At 72.2% G+C, this 21,026-nt stretch carries 17 protein-coding genes; 5 read left to right on the top strand and 12 right to left on the bottom strand.

Annotation, left to right across the window (positions count from 1 at the left end; genetic code table 11):
* Window positions 1-66: 66 nt before the first annotated feature.
* On the bottom strand, window positions 67-3,579 hold the full coding sequence (locus WMF12_RS48290; protein ID WP_437858071.1) for a DVUA0089 family protein: 3,513 nt from the start codon (window positions 3,577-3,579) through the stop codon (window positions 67-69).
* A 5-nt stretch (window positions 3,580-3,584) separates the two neighbouring features.
* Here WMF12_RS48290 and WMF12_RS48285 point away from each other — a divergent pair, with 5 nt between their 5' ends.
* Window positions 3,585-3,722: a hypothetical protein gene (locus tag WMF12_RS48285; RefSeq protein WP_437858059.1), complete on the top strand. Its 138-nt coding sequence runs from the start codon at window positions 3,585-3,587 to the stop codon at window positions 3,720-3,722.
* Between the two features lie 16 nt (window positions 3,723-3,738).
* On the opposite strand, the gene WMF12_RS48280 is transcribed toward WMF12_RS48285, so the two are convergent.
* From WMF12_RS48280 to WMF12_RS48255, 6 genes are all read right to left on the bottom strand, one after another.
* Window positions 3,739-4,380, bottom strand: coding sequence for an NAD(P)-dependent oxidoreductase (locus WMF12_RS48280; protein ID WP_437548267.1), 642 nt, complete (start codon window positions 4,378-4,380; stop codon window positions 3,739-3,741).
* A gap of 101 nt (window positions 4,381-4,481) precedes the next feature.
* Window positions 4,482-5,255: an endonuclease/exonuclease/phosphatase family protein gene (locus WMF12_RS48275; RefSeq protein WP_437858038.1), complete on the bottom strand. Its 774-nt coding sequence runs from the start codon at window positions 5,253-5,255 to the stop codon at window positions 4,482-4,484.
* Between the two features lie 18 nt (window positions 5,256-5,273).
* Window positions 5,274-6,506: a phospholipase D-like domain-containing protein gene (locus tag WMF12_RS48270; protein WP_437858025.1), complete on the bottom strand. Its 1,233-nt coding sequence runs from the start codon at window positions 6,504-6,506 to the stop codon at window positions 5,274-5,276.
* Window positions 6,507-6,590: 84 nt separating this feature from the next.
* Entirely contained in the window at window positions 6,591-7,157 is a 567-nt protein-coding gene (locus WMF12_RS48265) for a cytochrome c maturation protein CcmE (protein WP_437858013.1), read from the bottom strand.
* Between the two features lie 262 nt (window positions 7,158-7,419).
* Complete coding sequence (locus WMF12_RS48260; RefSeq protein ID WP_437858007.1) at window positions 7,420-9,009, bottom strand: RNA polymerase sigma factor; 1,590 nt, start codon at window positions 9,007-9,009, stop codon at window positions 7,420-7,422.
* A gap of 122 nt (window positions 9,010-9,131) precedes the next feature.
* Complete coding sequence (locus WMF12_RS48255; protein ID WP_437857999.1) at window positions 9,132-9,785, bottom strand: sigma-70 family RNA polymerase sigma factor; 654 nt, start codon at window positions 9,783-9,785, stop codon at window positions 9,132-9,134.
* Between the two features lie 496 nt (window positions 9,786-10,281).
* Here WMF12_RS48255 and WMF12_RS48250 point away from each other — a divergent pair, with 496 nt between their 5' ends.
* A complete protein-coding gene (locus tag WMF12_RS48250; protein ID WP_437857990.1) occupies window positions 10,282-10,662 on the top strand; it encodes a hypothetical protein in 381 nt (126 codons plus the stop codon).
* Here WMF12_RS48250 and WMF12_RS48245 read toward each other — a convergent pair.
* Complete coding sequence (locus WMF12_RS48245; RefSeq protein ID WP_437857982.1) at window positions 10,625-11,092, bottom strand: hypothetical protein; 468 nt, start codon at window positions 11,090-11,092, stop codon at window positions 10,625-10,627. The genes WMF12_RS48250 and WMF12_RS48245 overlap by 38 nt on opposite strands.
* A gap of 956 nt (window positions 11,093-12,048) precedes the next feature.
* On the opposite strand from WMF12_RS48245, the gene WMF12_RS48240 reads away from it, so the two are divergent.
* The gene (locus WMF12_RS48240; RefSeq protein ID WP_437857974.1) at window positions 12,049-13,143 is read left to right on the top strand and encodes a hypothetical protein; all 1,095 of its coding nucleotides are present in this window, start codon (window positions 12,049-12,051) and stop codon (window positions 13,141-13,143) included.
* Between the two features lie 156 nt (window positions 13,144-13,299).
* Here the strand turns inward: WMF12_RS48240 and WMF12_RS48235 are convergent, their stop codons facing one another.
* From WMF12_RS48235 to WMF12_RS48225, 3 genes are all read right to left on the bottom strand, one after another.
* Complete coding sequence (locus WMF12_RS48235) at window positions 13,300-14,376, bottom strand: hypothetical protein (protein ID WP_437857968.1); 1,077 nt, start codon at window positions 14,374-14,376, stop codon at window positions 13,300-13,302.
* Window positions 14,377-14,642: 266 nt separating this feature from the next.
* The gene (locus WMF12_RS48230; protein WP_437857963.1) at window positions 14,643-15,320 is read right to left on the bottom strand and encodes a phosphoenolpyruvate--protein phosphotransferase; all 678 of its coding nucleotides are present in this window, start codon (window positions 15,318-15,320) and stop codon (window positions 14,643-14,645) included.
* Between the two features lie 140 nt (window positions 15,321-15,460).
* Window positions 15,461-15,835, bottom strand: a complete 375-nt coding sequence (locus tag WMF12_RS48225) for a hypothetical protein (RefSeq protein ID WP_437857955.1) — start codon at window positions 15,833-15,835, stop codon at window positions 15,461-15,463.
* 372 nt (window positions 15,836-16,207) lie between these two features.
* Between WMF12_RS48225 and WMF12_RS48220 the strand changes: the two genes are divergently transcribed.
* Window positions 16,208-19,615 (top strand): hypothetical protein, encoded by a 3,408-nt coding sequence (locus WMF12_RS48220; protein ID WP_437857947.1) that lies wholly within the window; start codon window positions 16,208-16,210, stop codon window positions 19,613-19,615.
* Here the strand turns inward: WMF12_RS48220 and WMF12_RS48215 are convergent.
* The gene (locus tag WMF12_RS48215) at window positions 19,583-19,762 is read right to left on the bottom strand and encodes a hypothetical protein (RefSeq protein WP_437857940.1); all 180 of its coding nucleotides are present in this window, start codon (window positions 19,760-19,762) and stop codon (window positions 19,583-19,585) included. The genes WMF12_RS48220 and WMF12_RS48215 overlap by 33 nt on opposite strands.
* Before the next feature lie 94 nt (window positions 19,763-19,856).
* Between WMF12_RS48215 and WMF12_RS48210 the strand changes: the two genes are divergently transcribed.
* Window positions 19,857-21,020: an acyl-CoA dehydrogenase family protein gene (locus tag WMF12_RS48210; protein ID WP_437743431.1), complete on the top strand. Its 1,164-nt coding sequence runs from the start codon at window positions 19,857-19,859 to the stop codon at window positions 21,018-21,020.
* The last annotated feature ends 6 nt before the right edge of the window (window positions 21,021-21,026 follow it).

Raw genomic sequence — 21,026 nt, 5'->3', positions numbered from 1 at the left:
GACACGCCCCGTCCCGGCCGGACGGGGCCACCGGTGATCCCGGACGTCCGGCGGCGTCCGCGCTCGTCAGCGGAGCGTGACGGCCAGCCGGTACTCGAAGAGGGCCGCGGTGCCCGAGGCGCCAGACGCGGCGCGGACGCGGAGGAAGTACCGCCCCGCCGGTAGCGCGTGAGCCCCGGGGTGGCGCGGGGCGTCCCCGGCTCCGTCGAGGAGCGAGCAGTTGCCCCGGCCGCCGTCGTCATCGTCCGCGATGAGCGAGCCCGCGGCGTCGAGCAGCGACAGCCGGCTGTCGATCTCGAGCGACTCGCACGCCTCCTCGCCGCCCTCGATGATCTCCGCGCGGATCGACCGGCCCTCCGGGACATCCACGGCGTAAAAGTCGAAATCGTCGGTCGTCCGCGCGCCGGCGATGAACCCGTCGGATCCGACGGATTTGCTCGCGATGGCGATGGTGCCATTCGGCTCTTCCTCGGCGCCCGCCGGCGCGAGGATCTTGGCCTGGAGGAGGTAGAGCGGAAATTCCGCGCCGCCCTCGCGCGCCGCGACCTCGACGTCGTGGTCGCCGGAAGGCAACGCCACGACGAGCGCCGAGCATCCGCCGATGCCGCCCGCGTACGCTGCGTCGGAGAGCCCCTCGTCCGTCGCGACCGTCCCGCCCGCCGCGTCGAGCACGCGGAGCGTCGTGAGGAGGCCTCCCTCGCAGCCCGCCGCGGTGCCGTCGAAGACCTCGAGGCGCACGACCGAGGCGACAGGCAAGCTCAGGCGGAACACGTCCCTGTCGCCGCCCGCTGCGAGGCTCGCCGCGAGGAGCGCGTCGCCCGAGATCACGAGATCGCTCGCCCCGGCCTGCGCGGGGGTGTCGTTCGGCTCGATCTCGGCGGTCACCGCCTCGAGCTGGCAGGCGGGGCTGCACCCGTCGCCGCCCGCGGCATTGCCGTCGTCGCACCCCTCCGGCGCGTCGAGCAGGCCGTCGCCGCAGACCGGGAGCCTCTCGCAGCGGGCGCTGCACCCCGCGCCGCCGTCGCACTCCTCCGCGCCCTCCCTCACGCCGTCGCCGCACGAGGCGTCGAGCGAGATCCGCAGCGTGTAGCGGGCCCCCGGCTGCTCCGGGAAGCCGCTGACCCGGACATGGTATGTCCCGGGATCCAGGCGGCGCGCCGCGGCCCCGCCGGGGCTCCTCGAGTCGATGAGCGAGCAGGCGCCGATCCCGCCGTCGTCGTCGGAGGCGAGCACGGTCGCCCCCTCCGGGGAGAGGAGGGAGAGGACCGTATCGACGCCCTCGGCGCACCGCGCTGGGCCGCTCGAGTCGAAGGTCTCGAGCCGGAGATCGGATACGGTCGTGACCTGCAGGGCGAACAGGTCGACATCGCTGTCCGGCTCGATCGCGCCGGACACGAGCGCTCCCGGCGCAACAGCGCCGTTCGCCTCGGCCTCGGCAGGGGTCGAGTTGGGCTCGATCTCGGCGATCGCCCCCTCGATCCGACATGCGGCGTCGCAGCCATCCCCGCCTCCGGTGTTGCCGTCATCGCAGACCTCGGGCTCGTCGATGAAGCCGTCGCCGCACACCGGGACGCGCTGGCACGTCGCCCCGCACGCGGCGCCGCCGTCGCACTCCTCCAGGCCCTCGACCACGCCGTCGCCGCAGACGGCCGTTGTCCGCGCGCGCACGGTATATCCAGCGATGGAGTCTCCTCCATAGTCCTGGACGCGCACGTAGTAGACGCCCGGCGTGGTGACGGCGGCGCGGATACGGGAGCACCTGGCTTCGCCGCCGTCGTTGTCCTCGGCGATCACGGCGCCGTCGGGCCCGAGGAGCTGCACCGCTGTGTCGATACCGCGGCACGACGTCGGGCCGGTCGCGTCGAAGGTCTCCACCTCCAGCTCGGCCAGGCCGGGGACGTCGACGGCGAAGAAGTCGGCCTCTCCCGGCGGAGAGATCGACGCGGTGAACAGCGCCCCCGCCGCGGTCGCCCGACCCGCGGTGGCCTGGCCTCGCGCGTCGTTCGGCTCGATCTCCGGGACGGTCCCCTCGAGCTGGCACGCGGCGCTGCAGCCATCTCCGCCCTCGGTCCCGCCGTCGTCGCACGCCTCGCCGCCGTCGATGGCTCCGTCGCCGCACACGGGGTTCCGCGCGCACTCCGAGGAACACCGCTCCCCGCCGTCGCACGCCTCGCCTTCCTCGATCACCCCGTTGCCGCAGAGCGAGGTGAAGGCGACGAGGAGGTCGTACCCGGGGATGGAGGCGTCGTTGTTGAACTCCTCGACGGTCACGTAATACGTGCCCGGCTGGAGCCGTGTCGCCCTGTCGTCGACGCTCGAATCGATGAGCGAACAAGCCTCGGGGCCGCTGTCGTCGTCGCTCGCCAGCGCCGTCGCGCCGTCCACGTCGAGCAGCTGGAGGAAGGTGTCGACTCCCTCGACGCACTCGTTCAGCCGCCCGGGGCTGAACGTCGCGAGCTGGACGTCCGCGAGGCCCGGCACCTCGAAGGCGAAGACGTCGATATCGCCGAGGGGCTCGATCGCCGCCGAGACGAGCACGTTCGGCCGGAGCACGGCGCGCCCCTCCGCCTCCGCCGCGGTGTCGTTCGGCTCGACCTCGGGAGAGCGGAGCTCCAGCTCGCACGCCGCGCTGCAACCGTCACCGCCGGTCGTATCGCCGTCGTCGCAGAGCTCCGGATCCTCCAGCACGCCGTCGCCGCACACCGAGGTATCCAGCGTGAGGGAGAGCGTGTAGTCGAACGTCGCGGGCTCCGCTTCAGGGGAGATCTGCACGCGGACGAAATACTCGCCAGGGCTCAGCTTGCGCAGCGCCAGGAAAGAACAGGTATCGTCGTCGGCGACATCGTCGTTGTCCTCGATGCTCGCCAGGCCCGCGTCGAAGATCGTCACATGGGTATCGACGCCGAGCGAGCTGCACGTCGTGCCCAGCGGGCCATCGAGCGTCTCTGCCTTGATGCGCCCTACCGACCCCTCGGGGACGGTCACCGAGAACACGTCCACGTCGAATTCGGGGTCGATGAACGCGCGGATCCGACCGCCGGGCGCGATGGCGAAGGCGTCGTTGGCCGACGCGAATCCGTCGTTCGGCTCGACCTCACAGCCGGACTCGATCTGACACGCGCGCGAGCAGCAATCGCCGTCCTTGTCGCCGCCGTCATCGCAGGTCTCCGCGCCGCCCAGCGCGCCGTCGCCGCACCCGCTCGTACACACGCTCGGCGCCCCGGCGCACGCGAACCCAGGCTCGATCGCGCAACCCGGATCGCACCCGTCGCCGGCCGTCCGATTCCCATCGTCGCACGCCTCGGCAGGAGCGCTGACCGCCCCATCGCCGCACACCGGGCCGGCCGCGCCGCCCTGCCCACCGCTGCCGCCTTCTCCGCCGTTACCGCTCTCTCCACCGCTGCCGCCTTCTCCGCCGCTACCGCTCTCTACACCGCTGCCGCCCTCTCCGCCGTTGCCTCCGGCTGCGGGTGCATCGATCTTGCTGCGGTCCGCTGAGACGAGCAGCTCGCACCCGCTCAGGGCAATCAGCGCCAGACCGAGGAACCATGGGAGAGCGGTCCTGGGGGAGAAAATCATGGTTTATGAGGCCTCTGCTCGGCAGCATCGCGAGGATCACGGCGATCGCGGCATTCGTGGCGATCACCGCGGGCGCGCCGCAGGCTGGCCACGACGGCGGGGGCGGCAGCAGACCGATGCTCCGCGGCTGCGTCAAGAGATGACGACCGCGCCGCGACCTCAGTACGTCACGACGATCGCCTTGCGGAGGTACTCTTCGCTCTCCAGCTGGGAGAGCATGAAATACGCCAGATCCTCGCGCGAGATCGTGGGGCCGCCAAAGAGGTAGCCCTCCGGCGGCGAGGGGTCGACTTCGGCGCGGCACTCCTTGGTGAGCCGCCCGTCGGTGAGCTTGGGGACGCGCACGACGGTCCAGGCCACATCGCTCCGGCGGAGGGCCTCTTCCATGCGCAGCATGTCGGAATACCTGTTGCGGAGCATCGGCTTGACCAGGAGCCGGAACCAGAGCGCAGGCTGCTGCTCCTCGCCGATGCCCGCGGCGGTGACGGCGATCAGGCGGCGGACGCCATGCTCCTTCATCGCGCGCAGGACGTGGACGATGCCGTCCGAGTAGACGCGCGTCGGACCCAGGCCGCGCGACCCCAGGGCCGAGAGGACGGCGTCGTGGCCGGACACGGCGCGCGACACCTGCTCGGCATCCATGATGTCGCCGCGGAGCGCGCGCAGCCGCTCATGGTGCGGGACAGGGATGGTGGCGGGCGTGCGCGCGAATGCCGAGACCTCGTGTCCAGCCTCCAGCGCCTGACGGATCAACGCGGCGCCCGTGCCGCCGGTCGCCCCCAAGATCAGCAGCCTGCTCATGTGCCGCCAGCCTACCCGGTCCGCCGCAGCGGGTACAGTTTGCGCGCGAATGCCTCATCCATCGAGATCTGCTGGAGATCCGGGCGAGCGGGGCCCGCCCTTCAGGCGCCGAGCCGCAGCCACGCGGCCACGCCGTGGTGATCCGAGCCGGAGAACGGCGCCCGCTCGCAGCGCGTGATTGCCCACCCCTCGCCCGGTTGAACGAAGACATAATCGATGCGGCGCAGCGGCAGGCCCGCGGGCCAGGTGCCGCCCGCTTTGCCGGGGTGCGCCTGCGTCCAGGCGTCGAGCCAGGAGCCGTTTCCGGCGCTCGCCTGGAGATAACAGACCGCCTCTTCGCTGGGGAGCGCGTTGAAGTCGCCCATCAGCACGGCGCCGTGGCTCCCCGACTTCTGACGCTCGCGCGCGGCGAAGCTCACGAGCTCGCGCACGGTGCGCGCCCGCGCGCGCTTCGACAGCGAGAGGTGCGTGACGAGCACGTCGACCACCGCGCCGGCGTGCCGGATCGCGGCGCGCAGGACGACGCGCTGGCTGTCGCGCTCGAACGGGTCGTCGCGATCGAGCGTGAGCGCCTCCACGGAGTGATCGAGCACCTCGATGTCCTCCCGGCAGAGCAGCGCGACCCCCTCGCACTCGCCGCTCGCGGCGACCCTGCCCGGCGCGAACCAGGCCCGGTATCCGCCCGCGAGCCGCGAGAGCTCCCCGGCCTGGCCGAGGTCGCCGCTCGCCGCCGGCGCGTGCACCTCCTGGAGCCCGAGGAGGCCAGGGCGCAGATCGCCGATGAGCCTGGCAAGCATCGTCCGGCGCCGCTCCCAGAGGGCGACTCCCCCCCAGATGTTCTGCGTCAGGACGACGAGATCGCGATCGTGGCTCAAATGCCTCCTCCTCGGGCGTCAGTCCGGGGATGTCTTAACCAGCTTGTCGAGGAGGCTCAAGGCCCCGTGAGCGAGCCAGTCCGCGGCCTTGCCCCGGAGCGACCGCGCCGCGAGCGTGCCCCGGGTCACCGGCCGCGAGTCCGCCCTGTCCCGCGAGAACAGGTCCGCCACCTGCGCGACGAACGCCGGATCGAACACGAAGAGATTCACCTCGTTGACGGCGCTCAGGCTGCTCGGGTTCGCGTTGAACGTGCCTATCGTGCACCAGTCGCCGTCGACCAGCGCGAACTTCGAGTGCAGGACATCCCGCTGGTACTCGAAGATCGTGAAGCCGCGATCGAGCCACGCGGCGTGCTCGGCGCGCGCGGCGCGCTTGATGATCGGCAGATCGGTCTCGCCGGGGAGGATGATCTGGACGTCGACGCCGCGCGCGGCCGCGTCGACGAGATCCTTGAGCATCCCGGCGGGCGGGAAGAAATAGGCGTTCTCGATCCAGATGCGCTCCCGCGATCGCCGGATCGCCTCGCGGTAGCGGGCATAGACGCGCGCGTTGTCGTCCGGCGTGTCCGCGACGAGCTCGAGATCCGGGTACTTGCGCCCCGTCGCGTAGTCGCGCACCCCCTCGGATCCGCCGTCGGCCTCGCGCCAGCGCTGCTCGAAGAGGAAGGCGAAGTCTTCGACGCAGGGGCCCTCGAGGCGCATACAGACGTCGTGCCACCCCCTGCCCCCGCGCCGCTCCGGGAGCCACTCGTCTCCCCACGCGGCGCCGCCGGTGTAGGCGTGATCGTCGATCACGATGACGCGCGAGTGATCCCGCGGCAGGAGCCCGCCGTGGCCGAGCCCGGGCGCCATGGGGCGGTAGGCGCGGACCTCGATGTCGCGGCGCCGGAGCTCGTCGAAGAACGGGGCGTCGGTCTCGTGCGAGCCGAGCGGATCGTAGAGGAGCCGCGCGCGCACCCCGCGCGCCGCGGCCCGCCCCATGACGTCGGCGAACGCGCTCCCGAGCAGGTCGTCGCGGTAGATGTACGTCTCGATGTCGACGCGCCGCTCTGCGCGCTCGACGTCGCGGAAGATCGAGCGCAGCACCGCCTCCATGCCGGGCAGGAGGGTGAGCGCGTGCTGCGCCGTCAGAATGGGGCCGATCGGCTTCGACTCGCCGCCGCCGGAGCGGCCCGCGGGCGGATCGCCCGGAACAGGCGAGCTGCGTCCGTCGCCCACGGGGCTCAGCAACCGGCGGTCACGGGAGATCATCGCCGAAGTGTGGAGGATGCGCGGGGGAAGACGAGCGCTACCCGACCCGCCGGCGCTGCGCCGCGCGCGGGCGGGCGCGTTCGCTCACTTGAGGGAGAGCGGGCCCTCGCCGGGCTGGGCGCCGCCCTTCATCTCGTGCGAGTTGGGATCGTACTTCGAGGTGCACTTGGCCATCACGAGGCTCGCCTCGAAGTCGCCGCCCTGCGAGAGCGCGCCCTCGACGGTCACCTGGACGCCGCCGCTCGGGACGTCGCGGAAGGTGTCGGGGATGACGCACTGGGCGTAGCGCACGGGCAGCGCCGCCTGCGTGCCGTGGATCTGGAAGCGGTACTCGCAGGGCGAATCGCGCTTGACCAGCGTGCCGGGCACGAGCTCGCCCTCGACCCGGACCTTGCGGCCGGCGAGCTTGTCCTTCGACGCGAGCAGCTGATCGACGGGCGTCGCGTAGACGGCCGCTTCCTTGAAGCCGACAAGGAACAGGGCGACGAGCGCGCCCACCATGACGAGCAGCGTCGCCAGCAGGCCGAGGCTGCGCGACGGGCGCGGCTTCGGCGCCGGGCTCGCCGCGGCCGGCTTCACCACCGCCGGCGTATCCTGCTGCTCTGCGAGAGACAGCGCCTGGGCCAACTCGTCGTCCAGCTTCTTGCTCATCGGGGATAGGTACAGGCTAGCCCGCGCCCCGCGGACGGTCGAGCACCACCTGCACGGCCTCGGGCCCGGCCGGCGGCGTCCTCGGGCCGCGGCGGACAGCCGTACCGGAGTTCTCCCTCGCGAGCGGACCCGACGAACCCGCGCGCCCGCTCGCGGAGGGCCGAAGCGCGGGCCGAGTCCTCGGACGCGAAAGCAACACCGAGGCCGCGCGGCCCCTCGACGCCCCTGCCGCGCGCGCCCGTGCGGGCCAATGCCTGGGCCCTCATGGGCTGTTGATGGCCGCCTCGATGGCGGGGAGAAACACGGCGTGAGGGAACGCCGCGCGGAGCCGCTCGGCGCGCGCGCGGGCGTCGGCGCGCCGCCCGGCCTGGACGAGGGCCTGGATGGCCAGCGCATCGCGCAGCTGGGCTCTCGGGCTGCGCGGGTAACTCCGCTCGTGCAAAGCCAGCACGTCGAGCGCCTCTGTCGCCTTCCCTTCGCTGAGCGCAATTCCGGCGCTGCTGAGCAACGCGCTCTCCTCGGTCGTGTGGTGCTCGCTGGGCGGAGCCGCCTTGCGGGAGGGGGCGCGTGACGGCCCTGCTGCCGCGATCTCGACAGCCGCCGGGGATCCAGCGCTCCCGACGGTCGCGGCCACGGCGCGCCCGTCCGCGGCGCCCCCGCTGCGCCGGGCCCCGGCGCGCTCTGCTCGCTCGGGCGCGGCGCCGTCGGCCTCGGCGCGGACGGACACCACCGGCGCCGCAGCAGGCGGCGGGAGCATGGCATAGACCAGGCCGGCGCCGGCCCCGGCGCCCCAGACAAACAGCGCCGCCCCGGCCTTGATGAGCCTGGATCGCGCGATCGTGACGACCGGCGGCGTGCGCTTCTCCCCGGTGGCACCGGCGGCCTCCACCGCGTTCCCGGGGCGGCGCCGGTGGGACGACGTAGCGCCTGCGTCGGGCTGTGTTGCAGGGGCGCCGGCGAGGCTGTCCGCGCCGCGGGCCAGCCCTCCTGTCAAAGCGAGCGACCGCTGGAGCCGCGCCCAGAGCGGCCCGGCGAGGTCCTGCGAGAGGCCGAGCCGGACCCCGCCTGCGTCGAGCAGCAGGGGTCTGTCGGCCAGGGCGAACGGCGCCAGGGCGAAGCGCAGGCGGCGAAGGCCGAGCGCGTCCGGGTCCCGCGCGGAGAGTCGTTTGACCGCGGCCGTGAACTCGCTGCGAGCGCGTCTCAGCCGATCCCATGCGGTGTTCACGGGGATCTGGAGGGCCTGCGCGATGTCGCGCATGTCGCTGCCCTCGAGGTCGTAGAGCACGAACACCGCTCGTCGTTCCCTCTCGATGCGCTGGATGAGCTCGCGGACGATACGCTGGGTTTCGACCTGTGCGACCCGGCGCTCGGCGTCGAGCCCGGGGTCTGCGAGCTCGATGGGCTCGCCATCGTCGAGCGCGAGCAGCTCCCGCTGGTTCCGGGCGAGCTCCCGGTGGCGAAGGGCGACATGCGCGCTGATGCCCGCGACCCACGACTTGAGCGACAGGCAAGGATCGTGGTCCTCGAGGCGCCGGTGAACGACGAGAAACACCTCGTGAGCCACGTCGTGAAGATCCCGAGACGCGACGCCGAGCCGCCAGAGCACCGCCAGGACGTATGGAAGCAAGGTCTGATAGACCTCCTCGAACGAGGGCCGCGGGGACGACCCGATGGCGGACGCAGGCTCCCGATCGGGGACGGCGAGCTCGGAGTCGGGCGCCGGCGCCGCCTCCAGGGCGGGTGCAGGCGCCGCCTCCTGGGCGGGTGCAGGCGCCGCCTCCTGGGCGGGTGCAGGCGCTAGCGCCGGGTCGGGCGCAGGAGGGGGCGCTGGGCGTGCTCGGGGCTCTTTCATGGATAGGTAGTCCGGCGACGCCGCCCGGCTCGTTGCGAAATCGTACACGGGCTCGGCGCGGCCGGCCGAGCGGGTGCCGAGCGAAGGCCTCACCCCGGCAGCAGCGTCACCGAACGGCGCCCTCACCGAACGGCGCGCTCACCGAACGGCCACCTCGGTGAGGCGAGCCTTTCAGCCAGCGCCCTCCTGGCGCGACGCAACCGGCTGGCGGCCGAATTGGGGTTCATGCGGCGCGTCCGTGCCCAGGCGACGAGGCTGAGGGGCCCGGCCGCCGCGAGGAGGACCTCGCGATGGCCCGCGGGGAGCGCGGCGACCTCGCGGAGCGCGGCGCGGGCGAGGAGCTCTCCCTCGATGTCGACATGCGCCTGGCCGGCGGGTTCGGGCGGCGCGCCGCACAGGATCTCGCGGCGGACGGAGGCGCGCTCCCGGTAATGGGACACCTGGCGCCAGACGACGCCGTGCAACCATGCGCGCAGCGCGGCGCGCGGGTGCCGCCGTGGGTCCGGGCGGTACCTGCGCGCTCGGATGGCTTCCCAGGCGCCGAGGAGCACCGTTTGGCGGAGATCCTCCAGGTCGCGTGCGGGGACGCGGAGGGCGCGGAGCAGGAGGGCGACGAACGGTCGCTCGGCCCAGAGGACCTCGATCGAGGGCGACACCACCGGGTGGAGCGCCTCGTTCGGCGCGCTGCGCGCGCGGTGGCGCGCCCGGGGTTCCAGCGCATCGGAGGACAGGCGGCGGCCTTCCCGCCGGCGGGGGATCGGCAACGGGATCTTCATGGGAGCGGAGTCCGGGACCGCCCCGCTTCTCGCTGCACAATCGACAGGCCCGCGTATCCGTGGGGCGCCGGAGCGCTCGTTCTGGCGGCAGGCGGGGGACCGGCGCACGACGGGGACAGCTCGGGTCCTCGTGAAGGGCGACTTCCCTTGCGGCGGCCCCGAGGCTCACGCGATCTCGTTCGTTGCCCCTACTGGGTGGGACGGGACATGAACCTCCGTGAATGCCGTCGAGGGGTCGCGGAAATCATCGCCGGCTTCCGTGCTGCGCGGCGAGCTCTTCGCCGATGCACGCCCTCCGAACGATGTTCACTCCTGCGGATTCTCGTCGTCCTCCAACCTCAGAATGGACACCAGATGCCCCTGCCGCATGGCACCGTCCCACTCGGCGGACGCGGGCCCGCTGGTTGCCTCGGTCGCCGGTGCCATGCGAATCGTTCCAACGGTTGCCGCCCTCGTTTCTCTCCATGGAGTCGCTCTATGCGTTGCATCTTGTATCGTGCACCCATCAGAAAATGCCGATGAGAGGGAGACCGACACACCAACCAGCGAGCCAGAAGCTGACAATCTGACACTTGACGACGAAACGGAGGACGTTTCCACGACCGAGCCGGAGGCGATCGGCAGCTTCAAGATCATCCACTGCAAGAGATATGAGCACGGCGCTGACTGCATGATGAAGTGCGCCGATGCAGGAATATCTTGTCAGGCCGGACGAAAACACCCGTACAAATCCAACGTCAAAACTGGACTACTGATGCAATGCAGAGGCCTCGGCGTGGTCACCAGCTGCTGGTACTATTACGAAAACGGAGATATCTGTCGGTTCGTCCTCGGGGTTCCTATTCTGTGCCGCTACGAGGGTGGAACTCCTGATTGAGAGCGCGCGCGTAGAACGCGGCTTTCCGCGCGGCGCGCTGCCAGTCCGGTCCGAACAGAGACTCCATGCACCGGAGAGCGAGCGCGCCGAGCTCGGGCGACCGCTCACCGCCCAAGAGGGCAGCGGAACCTAGTCCGCGGAGTCGCCGCACCCGCTCGACGTCTTCCACGGTGATGGCCGTAGGCCCGTGCAGGCGACCGCGAATGTGCTCCCACATCGCCCCCTCGGCAGCGGTCAGGGTGTTTTCCCACGCCACGGGATCCACCTGGAGATCGGCATCGCCGCGCTCGATCGCGTCGGCGAGGATGCGGATGTAGCCGACGGCGTAGAGCTCGGCCATGGACGCCCAGTCGAGGAGATCCTCTTCGTCTTCGTCGAGCAGAGGCTCTTCGTCGTCGTCGTTGGTGAGGGGCTGATCCGGGTGAGGCATGCCCGGAGTCTAGTGCAGTCTTACGATGCGGAAAGGCGCGGCGGCGTCGCCTCGTCCGAGGACGGTCTGGAGCGCGATAAAAGAAGGTTACCGAGCACCAGACCGCGCCTGGCTCCCCTCGTCTGCTGGTGGGGGCGCACGGCCAGGCGGACTCCTGGCGCCGCACCTCGCTCGGTCCGCTCGCCCCTCGTGCGGGGCAGGCGGAGCAGACACCCTGGTATGACGTTCGCGCTGTAACTCCCGCGCAACGCTCACCGTTGCGCCGGAGGTGGCTCCGCGCAGCAGGCTCGCCCTGGCCGTGGCTGCCCTCCTGGGAGCGCCAGCTTACGGGGCGGCGGACGAAGCGAGTGATGCAGATCGGAGCGACGTGGAAGACGTCGATCGGCGCGCTGCATGTGCGGCGGCGCGTCCGGGATCCGGGCGCATCGGAGGACGGGCGGCAGCCCTCCCGCCTGGGAGGGATCGGCGACGGGGTCTTCATGGGAGCGGCTTCCGGGACTGCCCCGCTTCTCGCTGCACAATCGACGGGCCAGCGTAACCGTAGGGTGCCAGAGCGCTCGTTCTGGCGGCAGGTGGGGGACGGGCGCACGACGGGGACAGTTCGGGCCCTCGTGATGGGCGACGCGGGCTGTCGCCCGGAGAAAGATGAGAAAAGGACCTCGCTCTTCGTAATGCGATCGCACGGGGGTGGTCTACCCCGGGGTTGGTCTGGCGGCGTCCTGGGGTCCCCTGGTAACGTGGCCGCACTTACGGCGGCGCGCCGTCAACGGCGCCGCAGATCATGAGGAGCGGCGATGGCGGCGCGGGCGCGACGTTGGCAGCGTGGAATCGTGGCGGTTTGCTGTGCGAGCGCGCTCGGGCTCGGACTCGGGGTCGCGTCCGGCGGATGCGGGAACCCGACCACGTATCTGTGCCCGTGGGATGAGAACCAAGGACCCAAGGGAACGCCTTGTGAGGTGCTCGAGCCCCCCGACGCCGGCGGAGCTGGCGGATGCGGCGGTGCTGGCGGTGGCGGCGATGGCGGCGATGACTGCGCGGCCGAGGACGACACGGACGTCGCCATCGCGCCCGATTTCGGCGACCTGATCCCGGCGGCAGAGGTCTGCGCAGGCCAGTGCGTACCGAAGGAGCCGCTCGGGTGGTCCGAGCCTGCGCTGCTCTGGATCGGCTCCCCCGACGGCGTGCCGAGCTGCCCTGCGACCGCGCCGATCGTCGGCTACGAGGGCTACGCGGATTTCGCCGCTCCGGCCCCGCACCCGTGCCCCGCCTGCGCGTGCGACCCGCCCGAGGCGACGTGCGAGGTGCCGACGGAATGGAGGGCCTACGCCAGCTTCCCGTGCGGCGGCCCCGAGGCTCCCGCGACCTCGTTCGCTGCCCCGGAGGGGTGGGACGGGACCTGCACCTCGGTGAATGCCGTCGAAACCGGACGGACCTGCGATGGCGCCCCGTGCGTGCAGTCGCTCGCGATCCAGGCGCCTCGCGTCGTGTCCGCAGGTTGCGCACCGAGGGTCGCGGAGGCGCCGGAAAACCCCGACGAGCCCGCGACGGCGGGGAGCTTCGCGATCGTCGCCCGAGCGTGTACTGGAAACGCGTCCCCCCCGTGCGCGGATCCGGGCATGACCTGCACGCCGGCACCGCCGATCGGCGACGCCGCGCCGCCGGAAGGGTTTCTCACGTGCATCCACCGCGAGGGAGAGCATGAATGCCCCTCCACGTACCCGGATCGGCACGTCTTCTACGCCGGCGTGGAGGACACGCGCGGCTGCGCTCCTTGCGGCTGCACCGAGCCCACCGGAGCGACCTGCAGCGTCCTGGCCTCCGCCTTCAGCGACGAAGGGTGCTCGCAGCTCGTTGCGGGCCAGGTGATCACCTCCGACGCCCCCGACTGCGGGACGGTCGCGACCGGCACGGCGCTCGGAAGCAAGTCGGTGAGCGTCGTCAGCCTCGATCCCGGATGGTGCGAACCGTTCGGCGGCGAGCCGGTCGGCAACATCGCGCCGACCGCAGCGGCGACGTTCTGCTGTCACCGCACCAGCGCTGTACCGGCCTGAGTCGGCGGCTCGTTCCGGGCGCAACAGCGGCCTCGCCGGGAGGAGGCAGGCCGCGAGGGGCGCGCTCGCAACCCCCCCGGCCGCACGCGCTCGCAACCGCCTCATGGGAATCGCTCCCGCAGGCGTGTCTGATGCTTCGCGAAACCACACGGAGGTTCAGAAGAAAGCGACCAGGCGGAGAGCCACCGCCTCCGAGACGGGCGCCGCGGACCAGCCTTCGCCATGGAGCGGTCGAACGTGCGGCCGAAGTGTGTTGAGCAAGAGGTCGCCGGTGAGCTGCCCGGCGAGGCGGGCCGAAAGCGGCACCTCCAGCCCCGCACGAAGCCCGAGCGCTGCGTAGGGCAGCGCGTCCTCAATGCCGGTGCTGTCCCTGACGTGCCACACCCCGCCTGCCGTGGCGACGGCGCAGCCGAAGAACCAGTCCGCGTGACCGCAGGGAACGAGCGAGCCGCTCAACCCCGACACGCCGATGGTCCAGCCGCGGTAGGGCTCGGCATCGATCGGAAGATCCCCGCGGGCCTCCAGCGAGAGCGAGAACCTCTCCCAGCGGGCGCCGGCGAACCCCGAGAAACCGACCGCCACCGACGGCACCACGCCGGCGCCGAGCAGCACCCCGGCGCCCACCTGAAGGCGCGGGCGCTCCGGCGGCTGCCCCGGGCGCGGAACGGGTCGGACCGGCGCGGCGACCGGGTTGGGCGGCTTCGAGGCCGGCGCCTTGGGCGGCGCGTCCGGCGAGACGGATGGAGCGGCATCCCCCGGCGTCGACGGGGGCGGCGGCTCTGATGGCGGCGAGGTGGGAGCGCTCCCCGGTACAGGCCGTGATGGCAGCAACGGGCGCATGACGGCGCTGAGGGCGAGGCCGATGTCCCCCACGAGCACGCCACAGATCGGGCTTGAATGCTCCTGGCGCCCGAGCGCCCGGCCATCGCGGTCATGAAGCGCGATCTCTCCCTGGAACGCCGTCCCCTTGCGCCGGATGACCACTTCGATGTGCCACGCGCCGTCGCTCACGAACGGGTCGACCCCGCCGAGCTGGCTCGCGATGATCTGCCGGAGGCTCGGCTCCTCGGGGCACCCCTCGGTGCCAGGCCCCCGCGTGTAGGACAGGCGCGCGCCGCGCGGCGCGACCTGCGCGAGCGCCACGGGCGCCGCCAGGAAGAGCGCCGCGGCGAGCGACAGCGCGGCGCGGTTCATCCTCCGGATCCGGCCGCGGGCGAGGAGCGAGCCGGACATGAGCGGAGCTCCCTCATCCGTCATCCGTCGTCATCCGTCGTCATCCGTACGACTTCCGGAAAGGTCCCCCGGCTTGTTGCGAAATCGTGCTCCGGCGCCGAAAAAGAATGCACGAGGTTTACCGGCGACATTTCCCCCGAACCTGAGAGAGATGTCACCTGGAATTGGGACTGGAGCGGCGCTGCGAGGTGACCGGCGAACGACACCGTCCTCGCGCGATGGGTGGGATGGCCCGTCGCCTGCCGGCGGGCATGCGAGGAGTAGCGCTATGCGATCGGCTCGGGCTCGGCCTCGGTCTTCTTCCTGGCGCTGGCGGCGCGGGCCCGCTGGTCGGCGCGCCGCTCTTCCTCCGCCGCGTCTTCGTATGGCGAGAGCAGCCGGTCGCGCAGGAGCGCGTGAGTCTCGTCCTTGTCGTCATCGTACTCGGCATGGGCCTGGACCAGGAGCGTGCCGTAGGCCTCGTGCCACGCCTCGACCGCCTTGACGGCCGGATCCGCGGTCTTCGCCTCCGTGACGCCGAGCTCCTTGCCGTACAGCTCCGTCCAGCGCTGGAGGCGGCCTACCTCGGCCGAGAGTCCGAGACGCTCGACCGCCGCCTTCACGTCCTTGCCCTCGATCGCCTTGATCATCGCGCTCATGCGCACCCACTGCTGGGAGTAGACGAGGCGGATGAAGTCGGTGCCCGACGACAGCACCTCCGAGCGCACCAGGAGCGCATCGCGACGGCGCGCCGCCTCGTCATCCGTCAGCGGCAGGATGTCGTCGTGATCGAACGCGCGCTCTATGCTGGCGAGCTGGCCGCTGAACGCTCCGATGCACCGGTCGGTGCCGCGATCGATCTCCATCATCGTGGCGTCGATGCTCCCGAGCGCCTCGAGGGCCTCGGTAGACGCGATGACCGCATATGTCGTGGAGGACCAACGACGGAGGAGCGCTGCACTCAATCTTATGAATCGTGCAAGCTTCGGTCCGTCGAGAGGCTCATGTTCCGGAATCAGGGAGGTAGCGCGTCACAAGCGACGCGAACGCGGTTCCCTTTCCTCTTGATGCCCAGGACTCGTATAACGGAGATCTCGGACAGAGCTCACACGTGGGTTCCACCGCAAGGTATCGGAGGGAAGTCCCCGATCTGGATCGCTCGCGAGCTGTACGGATCACCCGTCACCTTGACCTCGATGGGTTTCGAGAGGAGCTCTCCCAGGTGTCTCGAGAGCTCTGTGGCAAGCCCATCAAAGCTGCAATCTTCCGCCTGCCCTTCGAACTCGACGCGCGCTTCTCCTGGCCACTGATGACCGGCCACGGCGGTCAGTCCATGCTGAAGACTTTCCACCAGCCCGGCGATCAGGTGCCCGGACGAATGGTAGACCGAATTCAGCCTCCGCCAGGCGGAGTCGACTGCGAAGCCGTAGGTTCCCCCGACGGACAGGCCCGCGAGCGAGTCCACGAAGTGGTCCACCATGCCGCCATTGTGAGCCACATGCAGCACGCGCGCCGGACCAAGGGTCCCTCGATCGGACCTTTGACCGCCCCCCTGAGGGTGGAACCAGGTCTCGACCACTCGAACGACGGGGCTCTCACCTGCGATGAGCTCTGCCACGACAACGTTCCCTGTCGCATCGGCCCGCTCTAGATAGACCCTCTTTGTACTGGACTCCATCTCCCCTGCACCTCGCCCCCCTTGGCGTCCTCTCTGCCATTTCCGAACCAACCGCGAGCGTGCGGACGGCGCCCGCGCTAGGCTCGGCCGCCGCGCCGGGCAGCCACGCGGACAAGGAGACCCGAGCGCGAGCGAAGGATGCGTCGTCCCCGATCCCCCCTCTCCCCCCGATCCGTGATCCCTGCCCTGCTCGTACCGCTCGCCTGCGGCACGAGCGCGTGCTCCGGCGGCTCCCTGCGGGACGCGCCCGCACAGACCGGCACCGCGGCGCACGCGCCCGGCGCGAGCCCGGCCCCGGCCCCCGCCTCGGAGGGCGCGCCCTCGATCGGCGCTGCCGCGACCTCCCTGGCGAGCGTGGCTCCCCCCGGCCGCACGCCGCTCGGCACCGCGACGGTGCAGCCGCTCCCGTTCACGATCGAGCCGTCGCTCGACCGCCGCTCGGTGCTGCTCCTCTCCAAGCTGTCGTCGGATCGCGCCGGCTGGGTCAGGCGGCTCGACGCTGCCACCGGCGAGCTCGGACCGCCGCACCTGCTCCTCGACGAGGACCTCGCCGGCGCCCACGCCTCCCCGGACGGGACCACCACGCTGCTCACCTCGCAAGGCGGCGAGCTCTGCGTGACGGCCATCCTCCCCGGCGAGGCCTCGGCCGCATCGCGCACGTGCGCCCCGATCCGCGCGCACGCCCTGGCCGCCGTGGGCGAGCGCGTCGCGCTGCTCGAGCTCGCCGAGACCGCGCCGCGCGGCAGCTCCACGACGCCGGCCCAGCGCGCCGCGCGCGAGCGCTCCGCCGCGGCGAAACCCGCGCGCAAGGCCCCCGGCCGCAAGGCGACGGTGGCGAAGCCGAAGCAGCCGGCAAAGACTTCCGGCGTGAGCGGCAAGGCCACGCGGAAGAAGCGCGGCGAGCACCGCGGGCGCGACGGTCGGCCCACGAAGACCGCGCGCCCCGCGCCCCGGCCGAAGCGGCCGGACCCGTTGCCCGAGGTCGAGGTGCGGCTCCGCTGGGTCTCGCCGTCCGAAGGGATCGCGGCCACGTCGTCCCCCACCGGGCTGCGCTTCCGGCCGCCGCTCGACGGCATGGGGCTCATCGACGCAGGCGGGCGGCCAGGCGCGATCGATCTCCTGTTTTACGCGGCGAGCTCGAAGAAGACGAGCACGTCGTGGCTCGGGAGCGCGCAGATCGCCTTCGCCTCGCTCGGCGAGGACGGCAAGCTCGATCCGGGGCGGCGCGCCGTCGTGGTCGAGGGCGATCTCGAGTACGGCGCGCTGCGCGGCCACCAGGATCCGCGCCTCGTGACGGCGACCGCAGGCGCCGTGGTCGTCGACATCACCGGCCGCAACGGGGCCTGCCAGGCGACGCGCGTCGCGCCCTCGCTCCAGCGGCTGGTCGCCGGCGCCGCGCCCAGGGCGGTCTGCGCCGTGGATCCGGCGCGCCTCGCGGACGCGACCCCGGTCACGCCGGCCGAGATCGGCGCGCTCGAGCGCATCGCCGCGAGCGGCGCCCGGCGCGCCCCGGGGCAGCCGGGGTACGATCCGGGGCTCGCCGCGTGGGCGGGAGATCGCGCGTACTTCCAGACGATCTCCGGCGGGCTCTTCTCGGCCTCGCGCGCCGACGGGCAGGCGCGCCGCGAGCCGGACCCATTCCCGGCGCGGCGCGCGCGCATCGCGTGGGGCGCGCTCGCGACGGACGGCGAGGGGCTCGCCTTCGCCGCGGGGCAGCTCCACCGGCTCGACGCGCGCGCCCTGGTCACCGCGGCGGCGGCGCCGGAGAGCCTCGGCGCAGCGCCGGCAGGCGCCGCCGGCGGCGCGCCGGCCACGCCGATCGGCGAGCCGGAGCGCCCCACCGACAGGCGGCGCGCCGCGCGCATCGGGTCGTCCTGGTGGCTCGCGAGGACCGACGTGGCGCGGCTCCTGCCCGAACCGCTCGTGGTGCCCGCGCTGCGGGGGCGCGCGCACGAGGACAGCACGGCGCTCGTCGGCGGGCACGAGCGCGGGCTCTTCCTCGAGGTGCTCGGCGACAGGCTCCAGATCACCGGGATCGACGCCTCGGGCGCGCTCACCGGGCTCGGCGCTCAGGGCGGGCTCGCGCCCGGCGCGCCCGGCGCGCCCGACCGCGACGCCGCACGCCGCGCGCCGCCCGCCCTCGCCATCGCGTCACCGGTGCGCGCGGGGTTCGACGCATGCGAGCGCCGCGGCGGCGGGGCCATCGTCGCCGGCGTGAGCGCCGCGGATCCGCGCAAGGTCGTGGCGCTCTCGATCGACGCGCTCGGCCGGCCCGGCGCGGCGCGCGTGACCTCGCTGCCGATCGCCGAGGGCGACCTCGCGGTGCGGCTCGTCGCCCTGCCCGAGGGGGGCGCGCTGCTCAGCGACGCGGCCCGGCGCCACGTGGTGTGGCTGGACGACGAAGGCGCCGAGCTCGCGTCGCAGCCCTGGCCGGCCGACGACACCGGCGCGCTCTGCGTCGACGGGCAGCCCGCGCGGCGCGCGGTCCCGGCCCCGGCGCCCGGCGCCTTCGTGACCGTCCCGGAGCTCGCGGCGCCCGGCGCCTGCGTGGTGGGCGATGCGGTCTGGGCCTCCGACGGCAGCCTGCGGTGGTTCGGGAGCGCCGTGAGCGGCCTCGACGCGCAGGCCGAAGCCGGCGTCGCGCGCGTCGCTCGCCCCGCGCTGCCCGCGAGCGCGGGCGCGGCGCGCTCGGCCGCAGGAGAGCCCGCGGAGGCGCCCGCCGCCGCGCTGCCGGGCGCGCCCGCGTGTCCGGCGGACATGGTGGCCATCGACGGCGGCCGCTTCTGCGTCGATCGCTTCGAGGCGATGCTCGTCGACGGCGCCACCGGACAGGCGCTCTCGCCCGACTACCCGTCGACCCCGAACCTGCTCGAGCTCACCCTCGCCGACTGGTCGACCGGCCTGCGGCGGATCGGCGACGTCCACGCGCGCGCCTTCCCCCTGCCGCTTCTCGCCGCCTGGCAGCGCGGCCGGGCGATCGCCGCCCTTGCCCGCTCGCGGTCCGGGGTGCGGCCGAGCGGCTACGTGACCGGCCTCGTGGCCGAGAGCGCCTGCGCCGCGGCCGGCAAGCGGCTCTGCTCGGTCGAGGAGTTCGTCACGGCGTGCCGGGGCGAGGACGACACGCTCTACCCGTACGGCGACACGTTCGAGGAGGGCGCGTGCAATGTCTACCGGCCGGCGCACCCCGCCGCGCTGCTCCACGGCAATGCGTCGATTGGCCACCTGGATCCCCGGCTGAACCGCGTGCGCAGCGCCCGGGAGCCGCTGCTCCGGGAGACGGGCGGGAGCCCGCGGTGCAGGAGCCGCTGGGGCAGCGACGCGGTCTACGATCTCGTGGGCAACCTCGACGAGTGGGTGAACGAGCCGGGCGGTGCGTTCGCCGGCGGCTTCTACGCGCGCTCGACCCGCGCAGGCTGCGAGGCGCTCATCACGGCCCACCCGAGGAGCTACCTCGATTACTCGACCGGCGTCCGGTGCTGCCAGGACGGGCCCTCGCCCCCGGCGACAGCGACGGACGCGCCGCCGGGCGCCCCGGCCGCTCCCGCCGGCTCAGAGCCGCGGCCGCCCGGGCATCTGCCGTAACATCCCCGTCACGGCGAAGGCGGCGGAGATCACGAGGAGCGCGGGGGTCCACGGGTGCACGGTCAGCACACCGACCATGGCGAGCAGCCAGGTCAGCAGCGAGACCAGCACCACGCTCCAGAGCACCACATCGGTCCAGCTTCTCATTCGTGCCCCTTTCGATGAGGTCCGTCCGGGGACGAGGCGAACGGCGTGCCACCCCATCGCTGATGCGCGGCCGCGCGTGCTACGTTGGGCCGCGATGAGCGCGTCATCCTCCGCAATGGCAGGCGATCTGGAAAACCCGACGGAAGAGCACCGGATGCTGCGGCAGATGGTGAGGGATTTCGCCCGTGAGGTCGTCGAGCCGCAGGCCGACGAGCACGACCGGAGCGCCACCCTGAACGTCCCCCTGATGCGGCGGCTCGGCGAGCTCGGCCTGCTCGGCGTGACCGTGCCCTCGGAGCACGGGGGCGCGGGCATGGACGCGGTCGCCGCGGTGATCGTCCACCACGAGCTCGCGAAGAGCGATCCCGGGTTCACGCTCGCGTATCTCGCCCACGCGATGTTGTTCGTGAACAACCTCTTCCACGCCGGCAATGACGAGCAGCGCGCGCGGTACCTGCCGAAGGTGCTCTCCGGCGAGTGGATCGGCGCGATGGGCATGACCGAGCCGACGAGCGGGACAGACGTCCTCGGCATGAAGACGTTCGCCCGGCGCGACGGGGATCGGTACATCCTGAAGGGGCGCAAAGCGCTCATCACGAACGCCCCGGAGGCCCAGATCTTCCTGGTCTATGCGACCATCGAGGGCCGGGTCACGACCTTCGTGGTGGAGCGGGGGTTCCCCGGGTTCTCGACCGACGAGAAGACCCCGAAGATGGGAATGCGGGGGAGCACGATGAGCGAGCTCCTCTTCGACGACTGCGTCGTGCCCGCCTGGAACGTCCTGGGCCCGGAGGGGGGCGGCATTCGCAACATGATGAGGAACCTGGAGCTGGAGCGCCTCACGCTCGCGGCCATGAGCCTCGGAATCGCGGACCGCTGTCTGGAGATCATGATCCAGTACGCCGGAGAGCGGAGGAGCTTCGGCAAGCCCATCGCCGAGCACGGGCAGATCCAGCGCTACATCGCGGAGAGCTACGCCAAGACCGAGGCGGCGCGCGCCCTCATCTACGCGGTGGCGCGCAACGTCAGCCCCGAGCGGAGAAACCGGCTCGGGACGGACGCGGCAAAGCTCTTCGCCGCGCCGGTGGGCAAGGAGGTGGCCGACAACGCCATGCAGGTGCTCGGCGGCTGGGGCTACTGCACCGAGTACAAGGTGGAGCGGTTCTTCCGTGACGCCAAGCTGCTCGAGATCGGCGGCGGCACGCTCGAGTCGCACCAGAAGAACATCACGCGCGAGCTGATAGGCCGCATCAGCTGACGCTGC

The sequence above is a fragment of the Sorangium sp. So ce363 genome, from assembly GCF_051520435.1.
Classification (GTDB): domain Bacteria; phylum Myxococcota_A; class Polyangia; order Polyangiales; family Polyangiaceae; genus Sorangium; species Sorangium cellulosum_B.
Note: the sequence above shows the minus strand (reverse complement) of the source record. Positions and strands in the feature narration are given on the sequence as shown.